Annotated in this window: 15 protein-coding genes, 10 tRNA genes and 1 rRNA gene; 3 read left to right on the top strand and 23 right to left on the bottom strand. The window is 42.4% G+C overall.

Features of this window, described 5'->3' with window-relative positions; genetic code table 11:
• Positions 1–2: 2 nt before the first annotated feature.
• Entirely contained in the window at positions 3–530 is a 528-nt protein-coding gene (locus QM870_RS01610; RefSeq protein WP_118095844.1) for a YqeG family HAD IIIA-type phosphatase, read from the bottom strand.
• Positions 531–712: 182 nt separating this feature from the next.
• Here QM870_RS01610 and QM870_RS01605 point away from each other — a divergent pair, with 182 nt between their 5' ends.
• Positions 713–1327, top strand: a complete 615-nt coding sequence (locus tag QM870_RS01605; RefSeq protein WP_155200247.1) for a TVP38/TMEM64 family protein — start codon at positions 713–715, stop codon at positions 1325–1327.
• Between the two features lie 153 nt (positions 1328–1480).
• Here the strand turns inward: QM870_RS01605 and QM870_RS01600 are convergent, their stop codons facing one another.
• The 11 genes from QM870_RS01600 to rlmD form a co-directional block, all read right to left on the bottom strand.
• The gene (locus QM870_RS01600) at positions 1481–2236 is read right to left on the bottom strand and encodes a protein NO VEIN domain-containing protein (protein WP_173019418.1); all 756 of its coding nucleotides are present in this window, start codon (positions 2234–2236) and stop codon (positions 1481–1483) included.
• A gap of 70 nt (positions 2237–2306) precedes the next feature.
• Positions 2307–4958 (bottom strand): valine--tRNA ligase, encoded by a 2652-nt coding sequence (locus QM870_RS01595; RefSeq protein WP_070594362.1) that lies wholly within the window; start codon positions 4956–4958, stop codon positions 2307–2309.
• Positions 4951–5529: an AAA family ATPase gene (locus QM870_RS01590; RefSeq protein ID WP_070594361.1), complete on the bottom strand. Its 579-nt coding sequence runs from the start codon at positions 5527–5529 to the stop codon at positions 4951–4953. Before QM870_RS01590 ends, QM870_RS01595 begins: the two co-directional genes overlap by 8 nt.
• Positions 5529–6089, bottom strand: a complete 561-nt coding sequence (locus tag QM870_RS01585; RefSeq protein WP_195486985.1) for a GNAT family N-acetyltransferase — start codon at positions 6087–6089, stop codon at positions 5529–5531. The genes QM870_RS01590 and QM870_RS01585 overlap by 1 nt, the downstream gene beginning before the upstream one ends.
• Entirely contained in the window at positions 6067–6654 is a 588-nt protein-coding gene (locus QM870_RS01580; RefSeq protein WP_195486984.1) for a flavin reductase family protein, read from the bottom strand. Before QM870_RS01580 ends, QM870_RS01585 begins: the two co-directional genes overlap by 23 nt.
• Positions 6655–6920: 266 nt before the next feature.
• Positions 6921–7268, bottom strand: coding sequence for a helix-hairpin-helix domain-containing protein (locus tag QM870_RS01575; protein ID WP_003011968.1), 348 nt, complete (start codon positions 7266–7268; stop codon positions 6921–6923).
• Positions 7269–7447: 179 nt separating this feature from the next.
• A complete protein-coding gene (locus QM870_RS01570) occupies positions 7448–7702 on the bottom strand; it encodes a DUF1912 family protein (RefSeq protein WP_013903179.1) in 255 nt (84 codons plus the stop codon).
• Between the two features lie 2 nt (positions 7703–7704).
• The gene (locus tag QM870_RS01565) at positions 7705–9051 is read right to left on the bottom strand and encodes a DUF438 domain-containing protein (RefSeq protein ID WP_214260133.1); all 1347 of its coding nucleotides are present in this window, start codon (positions 9049–9051) and stop codon (positions 7705–7707) included.
• Positions 9048–9284: a DUF1858 domain-containing protein gene (locus QM870_RS01560; protein ID WP_003014300.1), complete on the bottom strand. Its 237-nt coding sequence runs from the start codon at positions 9282–9284 to the stop codon at positions 9048–9050. Before QM870_RS01560 ends, QM870_RS01565 begins: the two co-directional genes overlap by 4 nt.
• Positions 9285–9297: 13 nt before the next feature.
• Complete coding sequence (locus QM870_RS01555; RefSeq protein WP_021152718.1) at positions 9298–9741, bottom strand: cytidine deaminase family protein; 444 nt, start codon at positions 9739–9741, stop codon at positions 9298–9300.
• Between the two features lie 7 nt (positions 9742–9748).
• Positions 9749–11101 (bottom strand): 23S rRNA (uracil(1939)-C(5))-methyltransferase RlmD, encoded by a 1353-nt coding sequence (gene rlmD / locus QM870_RS01550; RefSeq protein ID WP_414368302.1) that lies wholly within the window; start codon positions 11099–11101, stop codon positions 9749–9751.
• A gap of 37 nt (positions 11102–11138) precedes the next feature.
• On the opposite strand from rlmD, the gene recX reads away from it, so the two are divergent.
• Together recX and ntdP are read left to right on the top strand one after the other, a co-directional pair.
• Positions 11139–11921 carry a recombination regulator RecX gene (gene recX, locus QM870_RS01545; protein WP_155200251.1) on the top strand — a complete coding sequence of 261 codons (783 nt, stop codon included), beginning with the start codon at positions 11139–11141 and terminating at the stop codon, positions 11919–11921.
• A gap of 95 nt (positions 11922–12016) precedes the next feature.
• Complete coding sequence (gene ntdP, locus QM870_RS01540; protein WP_003005798.1) at positions 12017–12550, top strand: nucleoside tri-diphosphate phosphatase; 534 nt, start codon at positions 12017–12019, stop codon at positions 12548–12550.
• Positions 12551–12647: 97 nt separating this feature from the next.
• Here ntdP and QM870_RS01535 read toward each other — a convergent pair.
• The 11 genes from QM870_RS01535 to rrf all read right to left on the bottom strand — a co-directional run bounded on the left by QM870_RS01535 (position 12648) and on the right by rrf (position 13704).
• Positions 12648–12721, bottom strand: a tRNA-Pro gene (locus QM870_RS01535).
• 19 nt (positions 12722–12740) lie between these two features.
• A tRNA-Arg gene (locus QM870_RS01530) sits at positions 12741–12814 on the bottom strand.
• A gap of 36 nt (positions 12815–12850) precedes the next feature.
• Positions 12851–12924 (bottom strand) — tRNA-Arg (locus tag QM870_RS01525).
• 19 nt (positions 12925–12943) lie between these two features.
• Positions 12944–13029: transfer RNA gene (locus tag QM870_RS01520), tRNA-Leu, on the bottom strand.
• A 7-nt stretch (positions 13030–13036) separates the two neighbouring features.
• Positions 13037–13108: transfer RNA gene (locus tag QM870_RS01515), tRNA-Gly, on the bottom strand.
• A 23-nt stretch (positions 13109–13131) separates the two neighbouring features.
• A tRNA-Thr gene (locus QM870_RS01510) sits at positions 13132–13204 on the bottom strand.
• Positions 13205–13221: 17 nt separating this feature from the next.
• Positions 13222–13303: transfer RNA gene (locus tag QM870_RS01505), tRNA-Leu, on the bottom strand.
• A 6-nt stretch (positions 13304–13309) separates the two neighbouring features.
• Positions 13310–13382, bottom strand: a tRNA-Lys gene (locus tag QM870_RS01500).
• Positions 13383–13406: 24 nt separating this feature from the next.
• A tRNA-Asp gene (locus QM870_RS01495) sits at positions 13407–13479 on the bottom strand.
• Positions 13480–13481: 2 nt separating this feature from the next.
• Positions 13482–13554, bottom strand: a tRNA-Val gene (locus tag QM870_RS01490).
• Between the two features lie 34 nt (positions 13555–13588).
• Positions 13589–13704 (bottom strand): 5S ribosomal RNA (rrf, locus tag QM870_RS01485).
• Positions 13705–13715: the final 11 nt, after the last annotated feature.

The following is a 13715-nucleotide window of genomic DNA, read 5'->3' as shown; positions in this document are numbered from 1 at the left end:
TCTTAAATTCCTTTTTTGTATACAATCGGACCATATTTCTCGGCCATTTGCTTCATGACTCGGCGTTCACGCGCCCGGTTGATCTGGGTCTTAATCGAGTCATGCTCAACCAAAGGCTTGACCAAAATCGAACGAATGCCTGCACGATGGGCAGCCCGGATATCGGTCATCAGTTGATCCCCGACCATGACCACTTCATTTTTCTCATAGTGGAAACGTTTGAGGGCACGATCAATCCCAAAGGTAAAGGGCTTGAGCGACCAAGCTTCATAGTCAATATCAAATTTCTCAACAGCTCGCTTGACCCGTTTGGGACTATTATTAGACACCACGATAACCCGAATCCCTCCATCACGAAGGTCATGCAACCACTGGCGCATCTCGGGAGTCCCATCCGGATTATTCCAAGCAATCAAGGTATTATCCAAATCCACAAGGACCGCCTTAATACCTTGTTTTTTCAAGTCTGTAACGGTGAGATCATAGGCTGCTTCCACCGCAAAATCTGGTTTGTAATTTTCGATTGACACGTTTTTCTCCATTTTTTATACTCCTTTCATTGTAGCATAAAAAGACCCATTTTGCACTCGCTTCACGACTAAAACAACGACAGACTCCTATCAGGTCAATTTCACTGCTCAAAAAATAGACAAAATCCTTACAAAGTTCCAAAAACATGATATAGTAGAAGAAAAAGAACTCGGAATTTTTTATGAAACAAACAAACTTAAAAGAGGTCTCTCCTCTTCTCCAGCGTATCATTAATTGGTCGTCCATCATTGGAGCTCTTGGGACCTTGGCCTTTTGTATCTGGGCCTACTTTGCTGGCATTCTCCAATCCAAGGAAACCCTGTCTGCTTTTATTCTCCAAGCAGGCATCTTTGGACCACCTCTCTTTATCTTTCTTCAGATCCTTCAGACAGTGGTCCCTATTATTCCCGGTGCCCTGACATCTGTAGCAGGTGTTTTCATCTACGGTCACATCATTGGGACTATCTACAATTACATCGGTATCGTGATCGGCTGTGCCATTATTTTCCACCTTGCGAGAATGTACGGACCTAAGTTCGTCCAATCCATGGTCAGTCAGAAGACCTATGACAAGTACATTGGCTGGCTTAATGAAGGCAAGCGGTTCGATCGCTTCTTTATCTTCATGATGATCTGGCCCGTTAGTCCTGCCGACTTCATCTGTATGCTGGCAGGTCTGACCAATATGACTTTCAAACGCTACATGACCATTATCATCCTCTGCAAACCCATCACCCTGGTCATCTACACCTACGGCCTAACCTATATCATTGATTATTTCTGGAAAATGGTCTAAAGCATGACACCACCTCCTAAAGACTAGGAGGTGGTGTTTTTGTAAAAAAGAGAAACTTAACCAATTTTTTTAAATTACTCTATCTATGGTTATCCCATTCCATCTATGAGCTCATATCAGTAAGTGTAGTAAGCGCTGATACGTTTACATTCATTAATATAAATCTTCCAAACTTCTATATTCAACGACTTCATTTTTAATAACATTTTTTTCAAATTCAAAATGGTTAAGTGGATTATCAATCAATACCAATCTTGGAATATCGTCGAGATTAGTGACTAGAGATAGAATAAAATCTGATTGATATTCCTTAGCTTTCTCAAATTCTTTGGAGGTCAAACGAATACGTCCTTTAGGTTTTCGGATACCTTTAACCTCAGCAAGGTATGAATGTTCTTGAACATCTACTTGGAAATCATATCCATCACCATAAAGACGGGCATCAGTCAATTGGCCACCTTGAAATTTTTCTTCCTTATCAAAATGGTGTATGAAATAATTCTCTGCTTCCATTCCAGTTTCTTGTAGGCGTTTGAATTTCGTACGAACGATTGGCTTTTCAACGATGGTTATACCTGTTTTCTTCCCTTCACTTGCAAGCAGCATTTTGACTATTTCTGCAAAACCGTGAACATCCTCATTTCCAAACATCGTGTCAATTAAATCTTTTCGAAAACGGTAGACTTCAGCTTTTTGCCACCAACCTTTTCGATTGTTATCAAAATAGGGGTCGAATAAATCCATTCTATTTTTGACGACACCCGTTGTTTCTGCAACGCCTAAAGAAACTATGTAACGATAAAACTCGGATTTACTAGAGCATTGAAATTCCTTTATAAAAGTATCATCAAACTTAGCAAGACCATAGCCAATCAAGTTTAACAATTCATAGTGAGGGTGTTTAGACATAACTTTCTCCATCAATAGATATTGATTTCATTATACCAAAAAAACACGGCATACCGCCGTGTTTCTAGGTTTATTTCACCAACTTCTTCATCTCATCGATACGTGCGACTGTCGCGTCGTACTTCGCTTGGTAGTCGGCTTGTTTGTCGCGTTCTTTTTGGACGACTTCTGGTTTGGCATTGGCTACGAAGCGTTCGTTGCTAAGTTTCTTACCAACCATGTCGAGTTCTTTTTGCCATTTGGCTAATTCTTTTTCAAGGCGAGCCAATTCTTCTTCGACATTAAGAAGATCAGCGAGTGGTAAGTAGATTTCTGCGCCTGTGATGATACTTGACATAACCAAGTCAGGAACTTCTACATCTGCTGCAATTTCCAAGTGTTCTGGGTTTGTGAAGCGTTTGATGTAGTTGACATTATCATTAAAGAAAGCATCGAGCTTGCTGTCGCTTGTCTTGATCAAGATAGTGATCGGCTTACTTGGCGCTACGTTCACTTCTGCACGTGAGTTACGAACGGAGCGAATCACATCTTTGAGAGCTTCAACGCCAGCTGCTGCTTCCTCGTTTTCAAACTCTGGACGAACCACTGGGTATTCAGCAGTCACGATCGTTCCTTCAGAGATTTGGCCGTAGATTTCCTCAGTTACGAATGGCATGATTGGGTGAAGGAGACGCAAGATTTGATCCAAGGTGTAAAGAAGAACCGAACGAGTGATGACTTTTTCGTCCTCATTGTCGCTGTAAAGCACTTCCTTAGTCAACTCAACATACCAGTCCGCAAACTCATCCCAGATGAAGTTGTAGAGGATGTGACCAGCCACACCAAATTCGAACTTGTCAAAGTTCTCAGTAACTTTTCCAATGGTTTCATTGAGGTTGTGGAGAATCCAACGGTCTGTGACATTACCTGCTTGACCAGCAGCCACTTTAGCTACATTTTCACGCGCCACATCCAAGGTCAAACCTTCATTGTTCATAAGGATATAGCGAGAGATGTTCCAAATCTTGTTAATGAAGTTCCATGAAGCATCCATTTTCTCATAAGAGAAGCGCACGTCTTGCCCTGGTGCAGAACCGTTTGAAAGGAACCAACGAAGGGCATCAGCACCGTATTTCTCGATAACATCCATTGGGTCGATACCGTTACCAAGAGATTTCGACATCTTGCGTCCTTGCTCGTCACGAATGAGACCGTGGATAAGGACATTTTGGAATGGCTGACGACCTGTGAATTCCAATGATTGGAATATCATACGGGACACCCAGAAGAAGATGATGTCGTAACCTGTAACCAAGGTTGACGTTGGGAAGTAACGTTTGAAGTCTTCTGAGTCGACATCCGGCCAGCCCATAGTTGAGAATGGCCAAAGGGCAGAACTGAACCAAGTGTCCAAGACGTCTTCATCCTGTTTCCATCCGTCACCTTCTGGGGCTTCTTCGCCGACGTACATTTCACCCTCAGCATTGTACCAGGCAGGGATTTGGTGACCCCACCAGAGCTGACGAGAAATAACCCAATCGTGGACATTTTCCATCCATTGAAGGAAGGTATCGTTGAAACGAGGTGGGTAGAATTCTACTTTGTCGTCTGTATCTTGGTTTGCGATAGCATTTTTCGCCAATTGGTCCATCTTCACGAACCATTGCGTAGACAAGCGTGGCTCAACCATAACTCCAGTACGCTCTGAGTGACCAACTGAGTGGGTCATCTTCTCAATCTTAACAAGCGCACCGATTTCTTCTAACTTCTTGATAACAGCCTTACGAGCTTCAAAGCGGTCCATGCCGTTGAATTCACCAGCCAATTCATTCATGGTACCATCATCGTTCATAACGTTCACTTGCGGAAGATTATGACGTTGACCAACCAAGAAGTCATTCGGGTCGTGGGCAGGAGTGATTTTCACCACACCAGTACCGAATTCAGGGTCTGCGTGTTCGTCTCCAACAATTGGGATTGGCTTGTTCAAGATTGGCAAGATAACATTTTTACCAATCAAATCTTTATAACGGTCATCATTTGGGTTAACCGCTACGGCTGTATCCCCAAACATAGTTTCAGGGCGTGTTGTTGCTACTTCAAGGGCACGTGAACCGTCTTCCAACATGTAGTTCATGTGGTAGAAGGCACCTTCCACATCCTTGTGAATAACCTCGATATCAGAAAGGGCTGTACGAGCTTTTGGATCCCAGTTGATGATAAATTCACCACGGTAGATCCAGCCCTTCTTGTAGAGCTCTACAAAGACCTTACGAACGGCTTTTGACAACCCTTCATCAAGGGTGAAACGCTCACGAGAATAGTCTACAGAGAGCCCCATCTTGCCCCATTGTTCCTTGATAGTCGTCGCATATTCGTCTTTCCATTCCCAGACTTTCTCAAGGAATTTTTCACGGCCCAGGTCATAACGAGAGATGCCATCTTCAGCCAAACGCGCTTCTACTTTAGCTTGAGTGGCAATCCCAGCATGGTCCATACCAGGAAGCCAAAGCGTGTCGAAACCTTGCATCCGTTTTTGACGGATGATGATATCTTGCAAAGTAGTATCCCAAGCGTGACCAAGGTGAAGCTTACCAGTTACGTTTGGCGGTGGAATAACGATTGAGTAAGGCTTAGCCTTTTTATCGCCTGAAGGCTTGAAAACATCCTCATCAAGCCATTTTTGGTAACGACCAGCCTCAACCTCGGCTGGATTATATTTAGGTGAAAGTTCTTTAGACATGTGTGTGTCCTTTCTCTATTGTTTTCATTTTTTCTTGAATCTGCTTTGCAACTTCTTCTGCGGACAGATTCGTATTATCAATTTTAAGGTAGTGGTAAAGACCACTCGGTTGCTTTTGGGAATTAAGTTGATCCGTTTTATCAGTCTCTAAAATCTCTCTTTCAGATACCTCAACATACCGTTTCAAGGGTTTGTATTTCAACCGATTCTCTGTCCGATTTCGACGTAATCGCTCCTCCAGAGACGTTTCTAATTCAACAAAAAGAATCTGCTGATGATACTCATTTAACAAATCTTGAATGTCCTTCAAATACATCAAATGGTATTGATTTGAAAAATCAGTTACGCCTGTTAAAATCACCGACCGATGATGCCTGGCGCTTGTTCCAAGAAAAGAAAAGTTAACGCTACGAACAAATTCCCACATTTCTTCCGTAAAATCCTGATAGATTTCGAGTGCGAAATCAATTGGTTGATGGTTGAAAAAGAGAGTCGCACCGGTGAGTTTCGAAAGTTCCTGACCAATGGTCATTTTCCCTGAAGCTGGAGCTCCAATGATGAAAATATGCATCAATCCACCTCCCACTCACTCTTCAGCAATCCATATATCAGACTGTCACAGCGGTTACCTTGAGCATCTTTGCGGTCTCGGATACGAGCTTCAAGGGTAAAGCCAAGCTTTTCCGCGACTCGTTGACTTTGAAGGTTGTAACCAAAGCAAGACAATTCTATCTTGTGAAGGTTCAATTCTTTAAAAGCTAGATCAATCAAAGCACGCGCTGCTTCGGGTACATAACCCCGGCCCCAATAGTCTGGGTGCAAGGTATAGCCAATCTCCAGCACATCGTCTTCGTGGCGATGGTTGAAGTCAACAGAGCCAATGATTTTATCGGTTCCTTTGACCACAATGCCGTAACCAGCTGGAAGATTTTCTTTTTGATTGCGCTCGGGAAGGATATGCTCTAGATAATAAATCTCATCTTCCAAGGTCTTGACGGGTGGGAAGCCTGCTGGGTAAGAGACTTCTGGAAGACTGGCGTAGGCATGGATGTCCTCAGCATCCGCCACTGTTCGGACTCGTAAGACTAGACGCTCCGTTTCGATTCGTTCAGGTAATGTTGCTCTTGTCATTCTTTTTCCTCGCTTTCTTCATAAAGCTTCCCATGGGGTCGACTCGGTCATCTAGATAACGGTAAACGAGCTGATGTCCGTCCCCCATAAAGTAAGTCGGCGCAAAACGGTCATTTTTAAAATGCCCCTTGTCATCTAAGAGCTCTGTATCAGCCAGTCTCTCAAGAATCTTAGCAAAGATATGGCAGATGCCATCTTCCTCGATAATTCGATCTACCTGGCAATCCAAAACGACTGGACAAGCCTCTAAAATCGGAGCCTGGGTCCGTTCAGAAATCTCGTAGTCAAGCCCCAGGTGTTTCAATTTCTCCCGATGACTGATAAAGCCAGCCTGTTCCGTCTCAAGCATGAGATTTTCATCAGGGATGTTGACAGTGAACTGTTGATAATGCTTAATCTGGTCAGCCGCATTTTCCTCACTACCAACCCCGATGACCAGCCAATCGCCCAAGCTATAAGAGGAACTGCAGGTCGTGATATTATGTCCAAAGTTCTTGTCCTGATACCCCAGGATGAAGATAGGAAAGCCATAGTAGAGTTTACTGGTGTTAAAAGATTGTTTCATGACAAGCTCCTTCAGCTAGGGGGATAAAATAAAAATCGTCCCTGTCATTAATCTGACAGGGACGAATGTGTTGATCCGCGGTACCACCCAATTTCGGGCAATGCCCGCAACTTTGTTTATTTCATTTTCATCCATTAGCAACCAGTTTTGACACATTTGTGGACTTCTCAGCACCGCCACTTTCTGTAAAATGTGGAATTCAAAACACCTCTAATAGGTTCATTTTAGCAAGTTTTCCTGGAAATAGCAAGAAATCATAAAAGCAATTATTTAAATTTAACGCCTAGTTCTTTCAATTTCTTGATTGTAGCTGGGCCGATTCCTTTAAGGGCCAACAACTCTTTTTCTGTCCAGTTTGCGAAGTCCGCAACAGAGCGAATACCTTCATCATAGAATGTTTGCGCACGATCAAGTGCCACACCTTCCAAACTTGCAGCAAATTCTTCCACTGAAGAAGCTGCTTGTTTCACTTCTTTCGCCACTGCTTTTGTAGCTTTCTCAACCTTTTTAGGTGCTTCTTTCACAGCTGCAGTTACAGTTGCGACAGCTTTTTTCAAAAGATGTCTATTTTGATGCTTGTATTGTTTCGCACGGTTTACGTTCTTCTTTGCCATTTTTCCTCCTAAATTCAGTGATCAATTCCTAAGGCAACAAGGTTTCATCACTATCATTCCATTCAAAAATCCGTTGATGTCATTTCAACTTTTTTATTGTATCACAATCCCCTAAAAAATCAAGTCATTGCTTAATTTTCAGGTAAATCTAGCTAGTAAAACGCCTTCAATAAGGCCATTTAATATTTTCTTTCACCAAAGAGGCCATCTGGTAAATCATGAAATCCTTTTCCAGCATGGAAATTTTCAAACTTTCCTTGCAAGAACTGATAAGCGTCCAAACGGCTTTCATAGCGAATCATAGCAATTTTAGCTCGCTCATCCTGGTCTTCATCAAAAACCTTCTTACTTTCTTCGAGAGCCATTTCATTGATCATGACCTGGGTCTTGATCCACTCCTCAAACTCCTTCATAAACTCTGTTTCGTAACTCATCTTTACTCCATTCCTCTATAAAAATCCGTATCGATCTCTCGATAAGGTTGAATATCCTGAACATATTCCAAGACACCTTGAAAATCTCCAGCTTCATCACGCACGGCTGCATAGGTGACATGGACAAATTTCCCACGCGATTCTGATTTGAACCACATTTCATACTTGTCTTTTTTCCCTTCACGAAGCCCTTGCATAATCGCTTTGACCTTCTCCAAGTATTTCGGAGGGTGACACAGCTCCACATTGCGTCCTACCTGAGATGGCGTCCTCTTAAAAATCATTTCCTCAAAAGGTGCAGCATCATTGTAATATTGGAAAATATCATCCTTATTGACAAAGGTGATCTCCATTGGTAACTGGTTCAAGATCAAATTTGCTTGCTCAACTGACAAATAGCCATTACCAAATGGTTGTGGTTGTTGGCGATCGAAGCTCTCTTCTTTTTTCTTAGGCGTGAAAGTAATGGTCAATTGTCCCTCAGGGGTCTCAATGACCTGACGGTGCTCGCTTCCATTTGAAGAAGGAAGCGGTTCAGTTAAACCTTTTGACTCTTCAGACGCTTCCTCCTTGAAGTCCACGCGTTTTGGCACCCATTTCTCACTTGGGAGAATAATGGCATAACCATAAGCATCACTTTCTTCTGCAATGGAGAGCCAGTCATCCTGGGTGAAGGACTCCAGCAAAATCATCAAGAGGATCGACTCTTCCTTGAAGATCATGCCCTCAAACTCTTGTGCAAAGGCTTCAAAGAGCTCCTTGACTTCAGAAATACTAGATTCCGGTAATTTCTTGGCCGCATCCAAAGCTTTCGCAAAGAGTTCTCGAATCTGGTCATCCACTCCCCACATCACTTTTGGTGGGGAATCATGCCCGTATTTTTCCATAATCGGAAACATCAACTCTTCCTTACGACGGTAATGCCGGTCAAATTGACCCACCAAGCCCAGCTGACGTAACAAGCCCTTATGAATCTCCTGAATCATCTCAGGATCCTCAGTTGTCTCATAATTGTCTAGCAAGCGGCGTACCCGCATCATAGCCGCACGAAGGGCTAAGTTCTCCTGTTTAAAGATTTGAACAGGATGACCAGGGTGGTCGGTATCTGCTACTTCGACCCCTTGAACCGCATTCTTAAAGAGATTGGCATGGACATCACAAAGCTCCATAACATCTTCAAAAGTAACCCCTGCATCGGAGTTCATCAGTTCATGCTCCATAAGAGAGATTTCAATCGCAGACACCCCTGCAAAGGTCGCATCAAAGCGCTCCTGAACCGACTCAGGGGAAGCTCCATGATGAAGCTCTAATAAGATATCTCTTAAGACATGAATTCGTTCATCACTCATTGATCTAGCCCCACTACTTCATAGCCATTGGCCTCTAGTGTTCGCACAATCTTCTCCATAGGAGTACCTTCTAATTTTGATCCTTGTTTTAAGGAAACCTTGCGCCCAACTGTATTTCGCATGATCGGATTGGCTAAGGGTTTAAAGCCCAACTCCACCAACAAATCCAATACCTCCGGATGTTGATCAATAACTTGAGCAACTGGAATCGATACATCAATAACATTGTCCATTTATTTATTTCCTCTACTCATTCCCTTTATTTTCTCTTTGACGAGCCCGTTCTTCTCCCCACCAAAGAGGCATCAATTCACCTAAAGTAATGGTCTTACGACTCTCATAATCCACCATAAATTCTAGATGACGATTCTCAGCATCTAGCTCAAGGAGAAATTCACGACAGGCTCCACAAGGCATCCCGGAGCCTTCTCCATAAGGAGGCTTGTCTCGAAAAGCAATAATGCGCTTGACCTTGGTTTGTCCTGATTGTTGATACATGTTGAAGAGAGCTGCTCGTTCGGCACATAAATGAAAGACGCCACAGGTTCCTTCCATACAAAAGCCCGTAAAAATCTGACCATCTGCAGCCTCAACAGCAGCAACCACATGTCGAGCATAGACAAAATCTGAAACCTCTTGAGGCGCATAAAGAGCTTTCGCCTCAAGATAAAGTTTTTCCCAAATATCCATTCTTCTTTCACTTCTTCACTAATTTCACAACTGCTTCTGTCCGTGCAGTATGGGGGAACATGTCCACTGATTGAATGTATTCAACCTGATAAACCTTTGTCAAAGCCACTAGATCCCGTGCCAAAGTAGAGACATTACAAGAGACATAGACCATCTTTTCAGGTGCATAGTGCAACAAGGTCTCGATTAATTTTGTACCCAAGCCCGTACGAGGTGGATCCACGATCACAGCATTAGCCCGATAGCCTTCTTGGTACCAGCGAGGAATGATCTCTTCTGCTGTACCAGCCTCATAGTGGGTATTCTCAAATCCCATCCGTTTAGCATTGTATTTGGCATCTTCAATCGCTTCAGGAATAATATCCATCCCCCGAACACTTTTCACTCTATTAGCAAAAGCAAACCCAATCGTTCCAACCCCACAGTAGGCATCAATAAGATGATCCTCTGGAGAAACGTTTAGAGCCTTAACCGCCTCACTATACAATACTTCAGTTTGTTCCGGATTCAACTGGTAAAAGGCTCGAGGAGACAGGGAGAATTCATAATCCAAAACACCTTCCAAAATGGCCTCTTCTCCCCAAATAATCTGCGTTTGTTCCCCATAAATTTCACTGGATCGAGACGTATTTTTGTTAACAGCAACTGTGACAATCTCAGGGTGTTTCGTGACCAAGTCTTGCACCAAATTGTTTAGATTAATCTGACGACTAGTGACCACAATGATCTGAACTTGCCCAGACTTCCGAGCCCGTCGAACCATCATAGTTCTAACGCCCAGTTCTTTACGCTCATCAGCAATCGGAATCTGATAATAGGTCAATAAATCCGCTAGATCGTTGGCGATAGCTTGAATAACCGGATCTTGAACCAAACAATCCTTTAATTCCACCAAATAATGTGAATTTTGAGCATAGAGTCCCGCCTTCACCTGGCCTTTGAATTTCCTTGTTTGAAATTGCAATTTTGCCCGATAGTAAAGCGGCTCCTGCATTCCAATTGTCGGCCGAATATCATACTGTTCAAAGCCTTCAGGTGAGAACTTCTTCAAGGCCTGTTGCAATAAATCTGTCTTAAACTCCAGCTGCTTGTCATACTTCAAATGCATGATTTGGCAACCACCACAGGTCTCATAGATATCACACATGGGCGTCACACGAAACTTAGACGCCTTATTCACAGATAGGAGTTTGGCTTCCGCAAAATTTTTCTTGACACTTGTAATTTGGCAGAAGATATCTTCTCCCTTCAAAGCACCTGGCACAAAGACAAGTGTTTTTTTATAAAAGCCAATCCCTTCTCCGTTAATTCCCATTCGTTTAATTTTCAAAGGAATTTTTTGTTTTACTTTAACGTTCATATCCCTATCTTAACACATTTTTCGGTATAATAAAAACATGAAAATTACAAAACTAGAAAAGAAAAAAAGACTCTACCTCCTGGAATTAGACAATGATCAAAAACTTTATATTACAGAAGACACCATCGTCAAATATTTCCTTTCCAAAGATAAAGAAATCAGTGAAGAAGAACTAAAAGAAATCCAAGAGTTTGCTCAATACTCCTATGGTAAAAACCTGGCCCTGTACCATCTTTCTTTTAAAGCTCGGACAACAAAAGAAGTCAGAGACTACCTGACAAAATATGAGATTGAAAGTGGCATTATTGATAAAGTGGTCCAACACCTAAAAGAAGACAAGTGGTTAGATGATCGTCAATATGCAAGAAACCTGATAGAGGCCAACCTTCTCAGTGGCGATAAGGGCCCTGCCTTATTACAACAAAAAATTCAACAAAAAGGGATCCCAAAATCTCTCCTACAAGAAATACTTGTAGACTATGATTTTTCAGAAGTGATCTACCGTACCGCAATAAAACTCCTAAAAAAATACCAAGGTAAATATCCGTTAAAAGCCATTGAAACGAAAATCATCCAAGCACTCATTTCAAAAGGCTTTACATACAACCAAGCGAAGATAGCATTCCAAAATCTCGAGCTCGAAACAGATGAAGAAACAACCAATGAGCTCATTCTAAAAGAGTTAGAAAAACAATACCGTAAATACAGTAAAAAATATGAAGGCTATGACCTCAAACAACGCTTGACTCAGGCACTAGCCAGAAAAGGCTACGATTATAGTAATATAACATCAGCCATTAGAGAATACTTAGATTCATAAACCAAATTGAAAATTAAATAGAAAAATAAGAAAAAATTTGAAAAAATATGATACAATATAGAGGATATACTTAGATTGTAGAAAGTTGGTAAGTTATGAAACTACCTAAAGAAGGCGACTTTATTACAATTCAAAGTTATAAACATGATGGCAGTTTACACCGTACATGGCGTGACACCATGGTATTAAAGATAACCGAAAATGCAATTATTGGAGTAAATGATCATACACTTGTTACTGAAAGTGATGGTAGACGTTGGATTACACGTGAACCAGCGATCGTATATTTCCATAAAAAATATTGGTTTAACATCATCGCCATGATCCGTGACAATGGTGTGTCTTACTACTGTAACCTAGCAAGTCCTTTTCACATTGACCAAGAAGCCTTAAAATATATCGACTATGATCTCGATGTCAAAGTCTTTACCAATGGTGAAAAAAAATTGTTAGATGTTGAAGAATACGAGCAGCATAAAGAAAAAATGCACTATTCAGATGACATCGACTTTATTTTAAAGGAAAATGTTAAGGTTCTAGTAGATTGGATAAACCAAAACAAAGGTCCCTTTTCTGAGGAATATATCAAAATTTGGTATAACCGTTATGTTGAACTGCGAAATAAATAAAGTTGGAAAGAGCGCAAGCTCTTTTTTCTTGAAAATTAATAAAAAAATAACTACAAAAAAAGTCTAATGTCAACCATTAGACTTTTTCGATACACTATCGGGAAGACAGGATTCGAACCTGCGACACCTTGGTCCCAAACCAAGTACTCTACCAAGCTGAGCTACTTCCCGATCTAAAGCTACCGCTTTATGCACCCTAGAGGAGTCGAACCTCTAACCGCCTGATTCGTAGTCAGGTACTCTATCCAGTTGAGCTAAGGGTGCTCGTTCCTATTCAATTATTACATAGCCTTGCGACCATGCACCCTAGAGGAGTCGAACCTCTAACCGCCTGATTCGTAGTCAGGTACTCTATCCAGTTGAGCTAAGGGTGCTTCTTTCAACCTTTGTCTATGCCGAGGACCGGAATCGAACCGGTACGATCGTTACCAATCGCAGGATTTTAAGTCCTGTGCGTCTGCCAGTTCCGCCACCCCGGCCTCCTCAAGCGAACGACGGGATTCGAACCCGCGACCCCCACCTTGGCAAGGTGGTGTTCTACCACTGAACTACGTTCGCATTGCTTTCTTTATATAAAAAAATGCCGGCTACATGACTTGAACACGCGACCCTCTGATTACAAATCAGATGCTCTACCAACTGAGCTAAGCCGGCTCATTATTATTCTCTTATGCGGGTTAAGGGACTTGAACCCCCACGCCGTAAAGCGCCAGATCCTAAATCTGGTGCGTCTGCCAATTCCGCCAAACCCGCAAAATATGACCCGTACTGGGCTCGAACCAGTGACCCATTGATTAAAAGTCAATTGCTCTACCAACTGAGCTAACGAGTCTTAAAATAATTTTCATTATTTTAACGGTCCCGACGGGAATCGAACCCGCGATCTTCGCCGTGACAGGGCGACGTGATAACCGCTACACTACGGGACCTATGGGAGTTAACGGGATCGAACCGCTGACCCTCTGCTTGTAAGGCAGATGCTCTCCCAGCTGAGCTAAACTCCCAAATGAGCCTAGTATCTACTAGGCTCAATCTCTTGCTAAGCGACTACCTTATCTCACAGGGGGCAACCCCCAACTACTTCCGGCGTTCTAGGGCTTAACTGCTGTGTTCGGCATGGGTACAGGTGTATCTCCTAGGCTATCGTCACTTAACTCTGAATGAT

The sequence above is a fragment of the Streptococcus parasanguinis genome (assembly GCF_047463195.1).
Classification (GTDB): Bacteria; Bacillota; Bacilli; order Lactobacillales; family Streptococcaceae; genus Streptococcus; species Streptococcus parasanguinis_R.
The sequence above is the reverse complement of the archived record's forward strand: the minus strand, read 5'-3'. Positions and strand labels throughout refer to the sequence as shown.

Excerpts from the sequence above, each read along its gene's own strand:
- QM870_RS01580 (WP_195486984.1), bottom strand. The coding sequence starts at position 6,654 with ATGAAACAATCTTTTAACACCAGTAAACTCTACTATGGCTTTCCTATC.
- QM870_RS01590 (WP_070594361.1), bottom strand. The coding sequence starts at position 5,529 with ATGCATATTTTCATCATTGGAGCTCCAGCTTCAGGGAAAATGACCATT.
- QM870_RS01555 (WP_021152718.1), bottom strand. The coding sequence starts at position 9,741 with ATGGATATTTGGGAAAAACTTTATCTTGAGGCGAAAGCTCTTTATGCG.
- QM870_RS01595 (WP_070594362.1), bottom strand. The coding sequence starts at position 4,958 with ATGTCTAAAGAACTTTCACCTAAATATAATCCAGCCGAGGTTGAGGCT.
- rlmD (WP_414368302.1), bottom strand. The coding sequence starts at position 11,101 with ATGAACGTTAAAGTAAAACAAAAAATTCCTTTGAAAATTAAACGAATG.
- QM870_RS01585 (WP_195486985.1), bottom strand. The coding sequence starts at position 6,089 with ATGACAAGAGCAACATTACCTGAACGAATCGAAACGGAGCGTCTAGTC.
- QM870_RS01605 (WP_155200247.1), top strand. The coding sequence starts at position 713 with ATGAAACAAACAAACTTAAAAGAGGTCTCTCCTCTTCTCCAGCGTATC.
- QM870_RS01575 (WP_003011968.1), bottom strand. The coding sequence starts at position 7,268 with ATGGCAAAGAAGAACGTAAACCGTGCGAAACAATACAAGCATCAAAAT.
- QM870_RS01570 (WP_013903179.1), bottom strand. The coding sequence starts at position 7,702 with ATGAGTTACGAAACAGAGTTTATGAAGGAGTTTGAGGAGTGGATCAAG.
- recX (WP_155200251.1), top strand. The coding sequence starts at position 11,139 with ATGAAAATTACAAAACTAGAAAAGAAAAAAAGACTCTACCTCCTGGAA.
- QM870_RS01565 (WP_214260133.1), bottom strand. The coding sequence starts at position 9,051 with ATGAGTGATGAACGAATTCATGTCTTAAGAGATATCTTATTAGAGCTT.
- ntdP (WP_003005798.1), top strand. The coding sequence starts at position 12,017 with ATGAAACTACCTAAAGAAGGCGACTTTATTACAATTCAAAGTTATAAA.
- QM870_RS01560 (WP_003014300.1), bottom strand. The coding sequence starts at position 9,284 with ATGGACAATGTTATTGATGTATCGATTCCAGTTGCTCAAGTTATTGAT.
- QM870_RS01600 (WP_173019418.1), bottom strand. The coding sequence starts at position 2,236 with ATGTCTAAACACCCTCACTATGAATTGTTAAACTTGATTGGCTATGGT.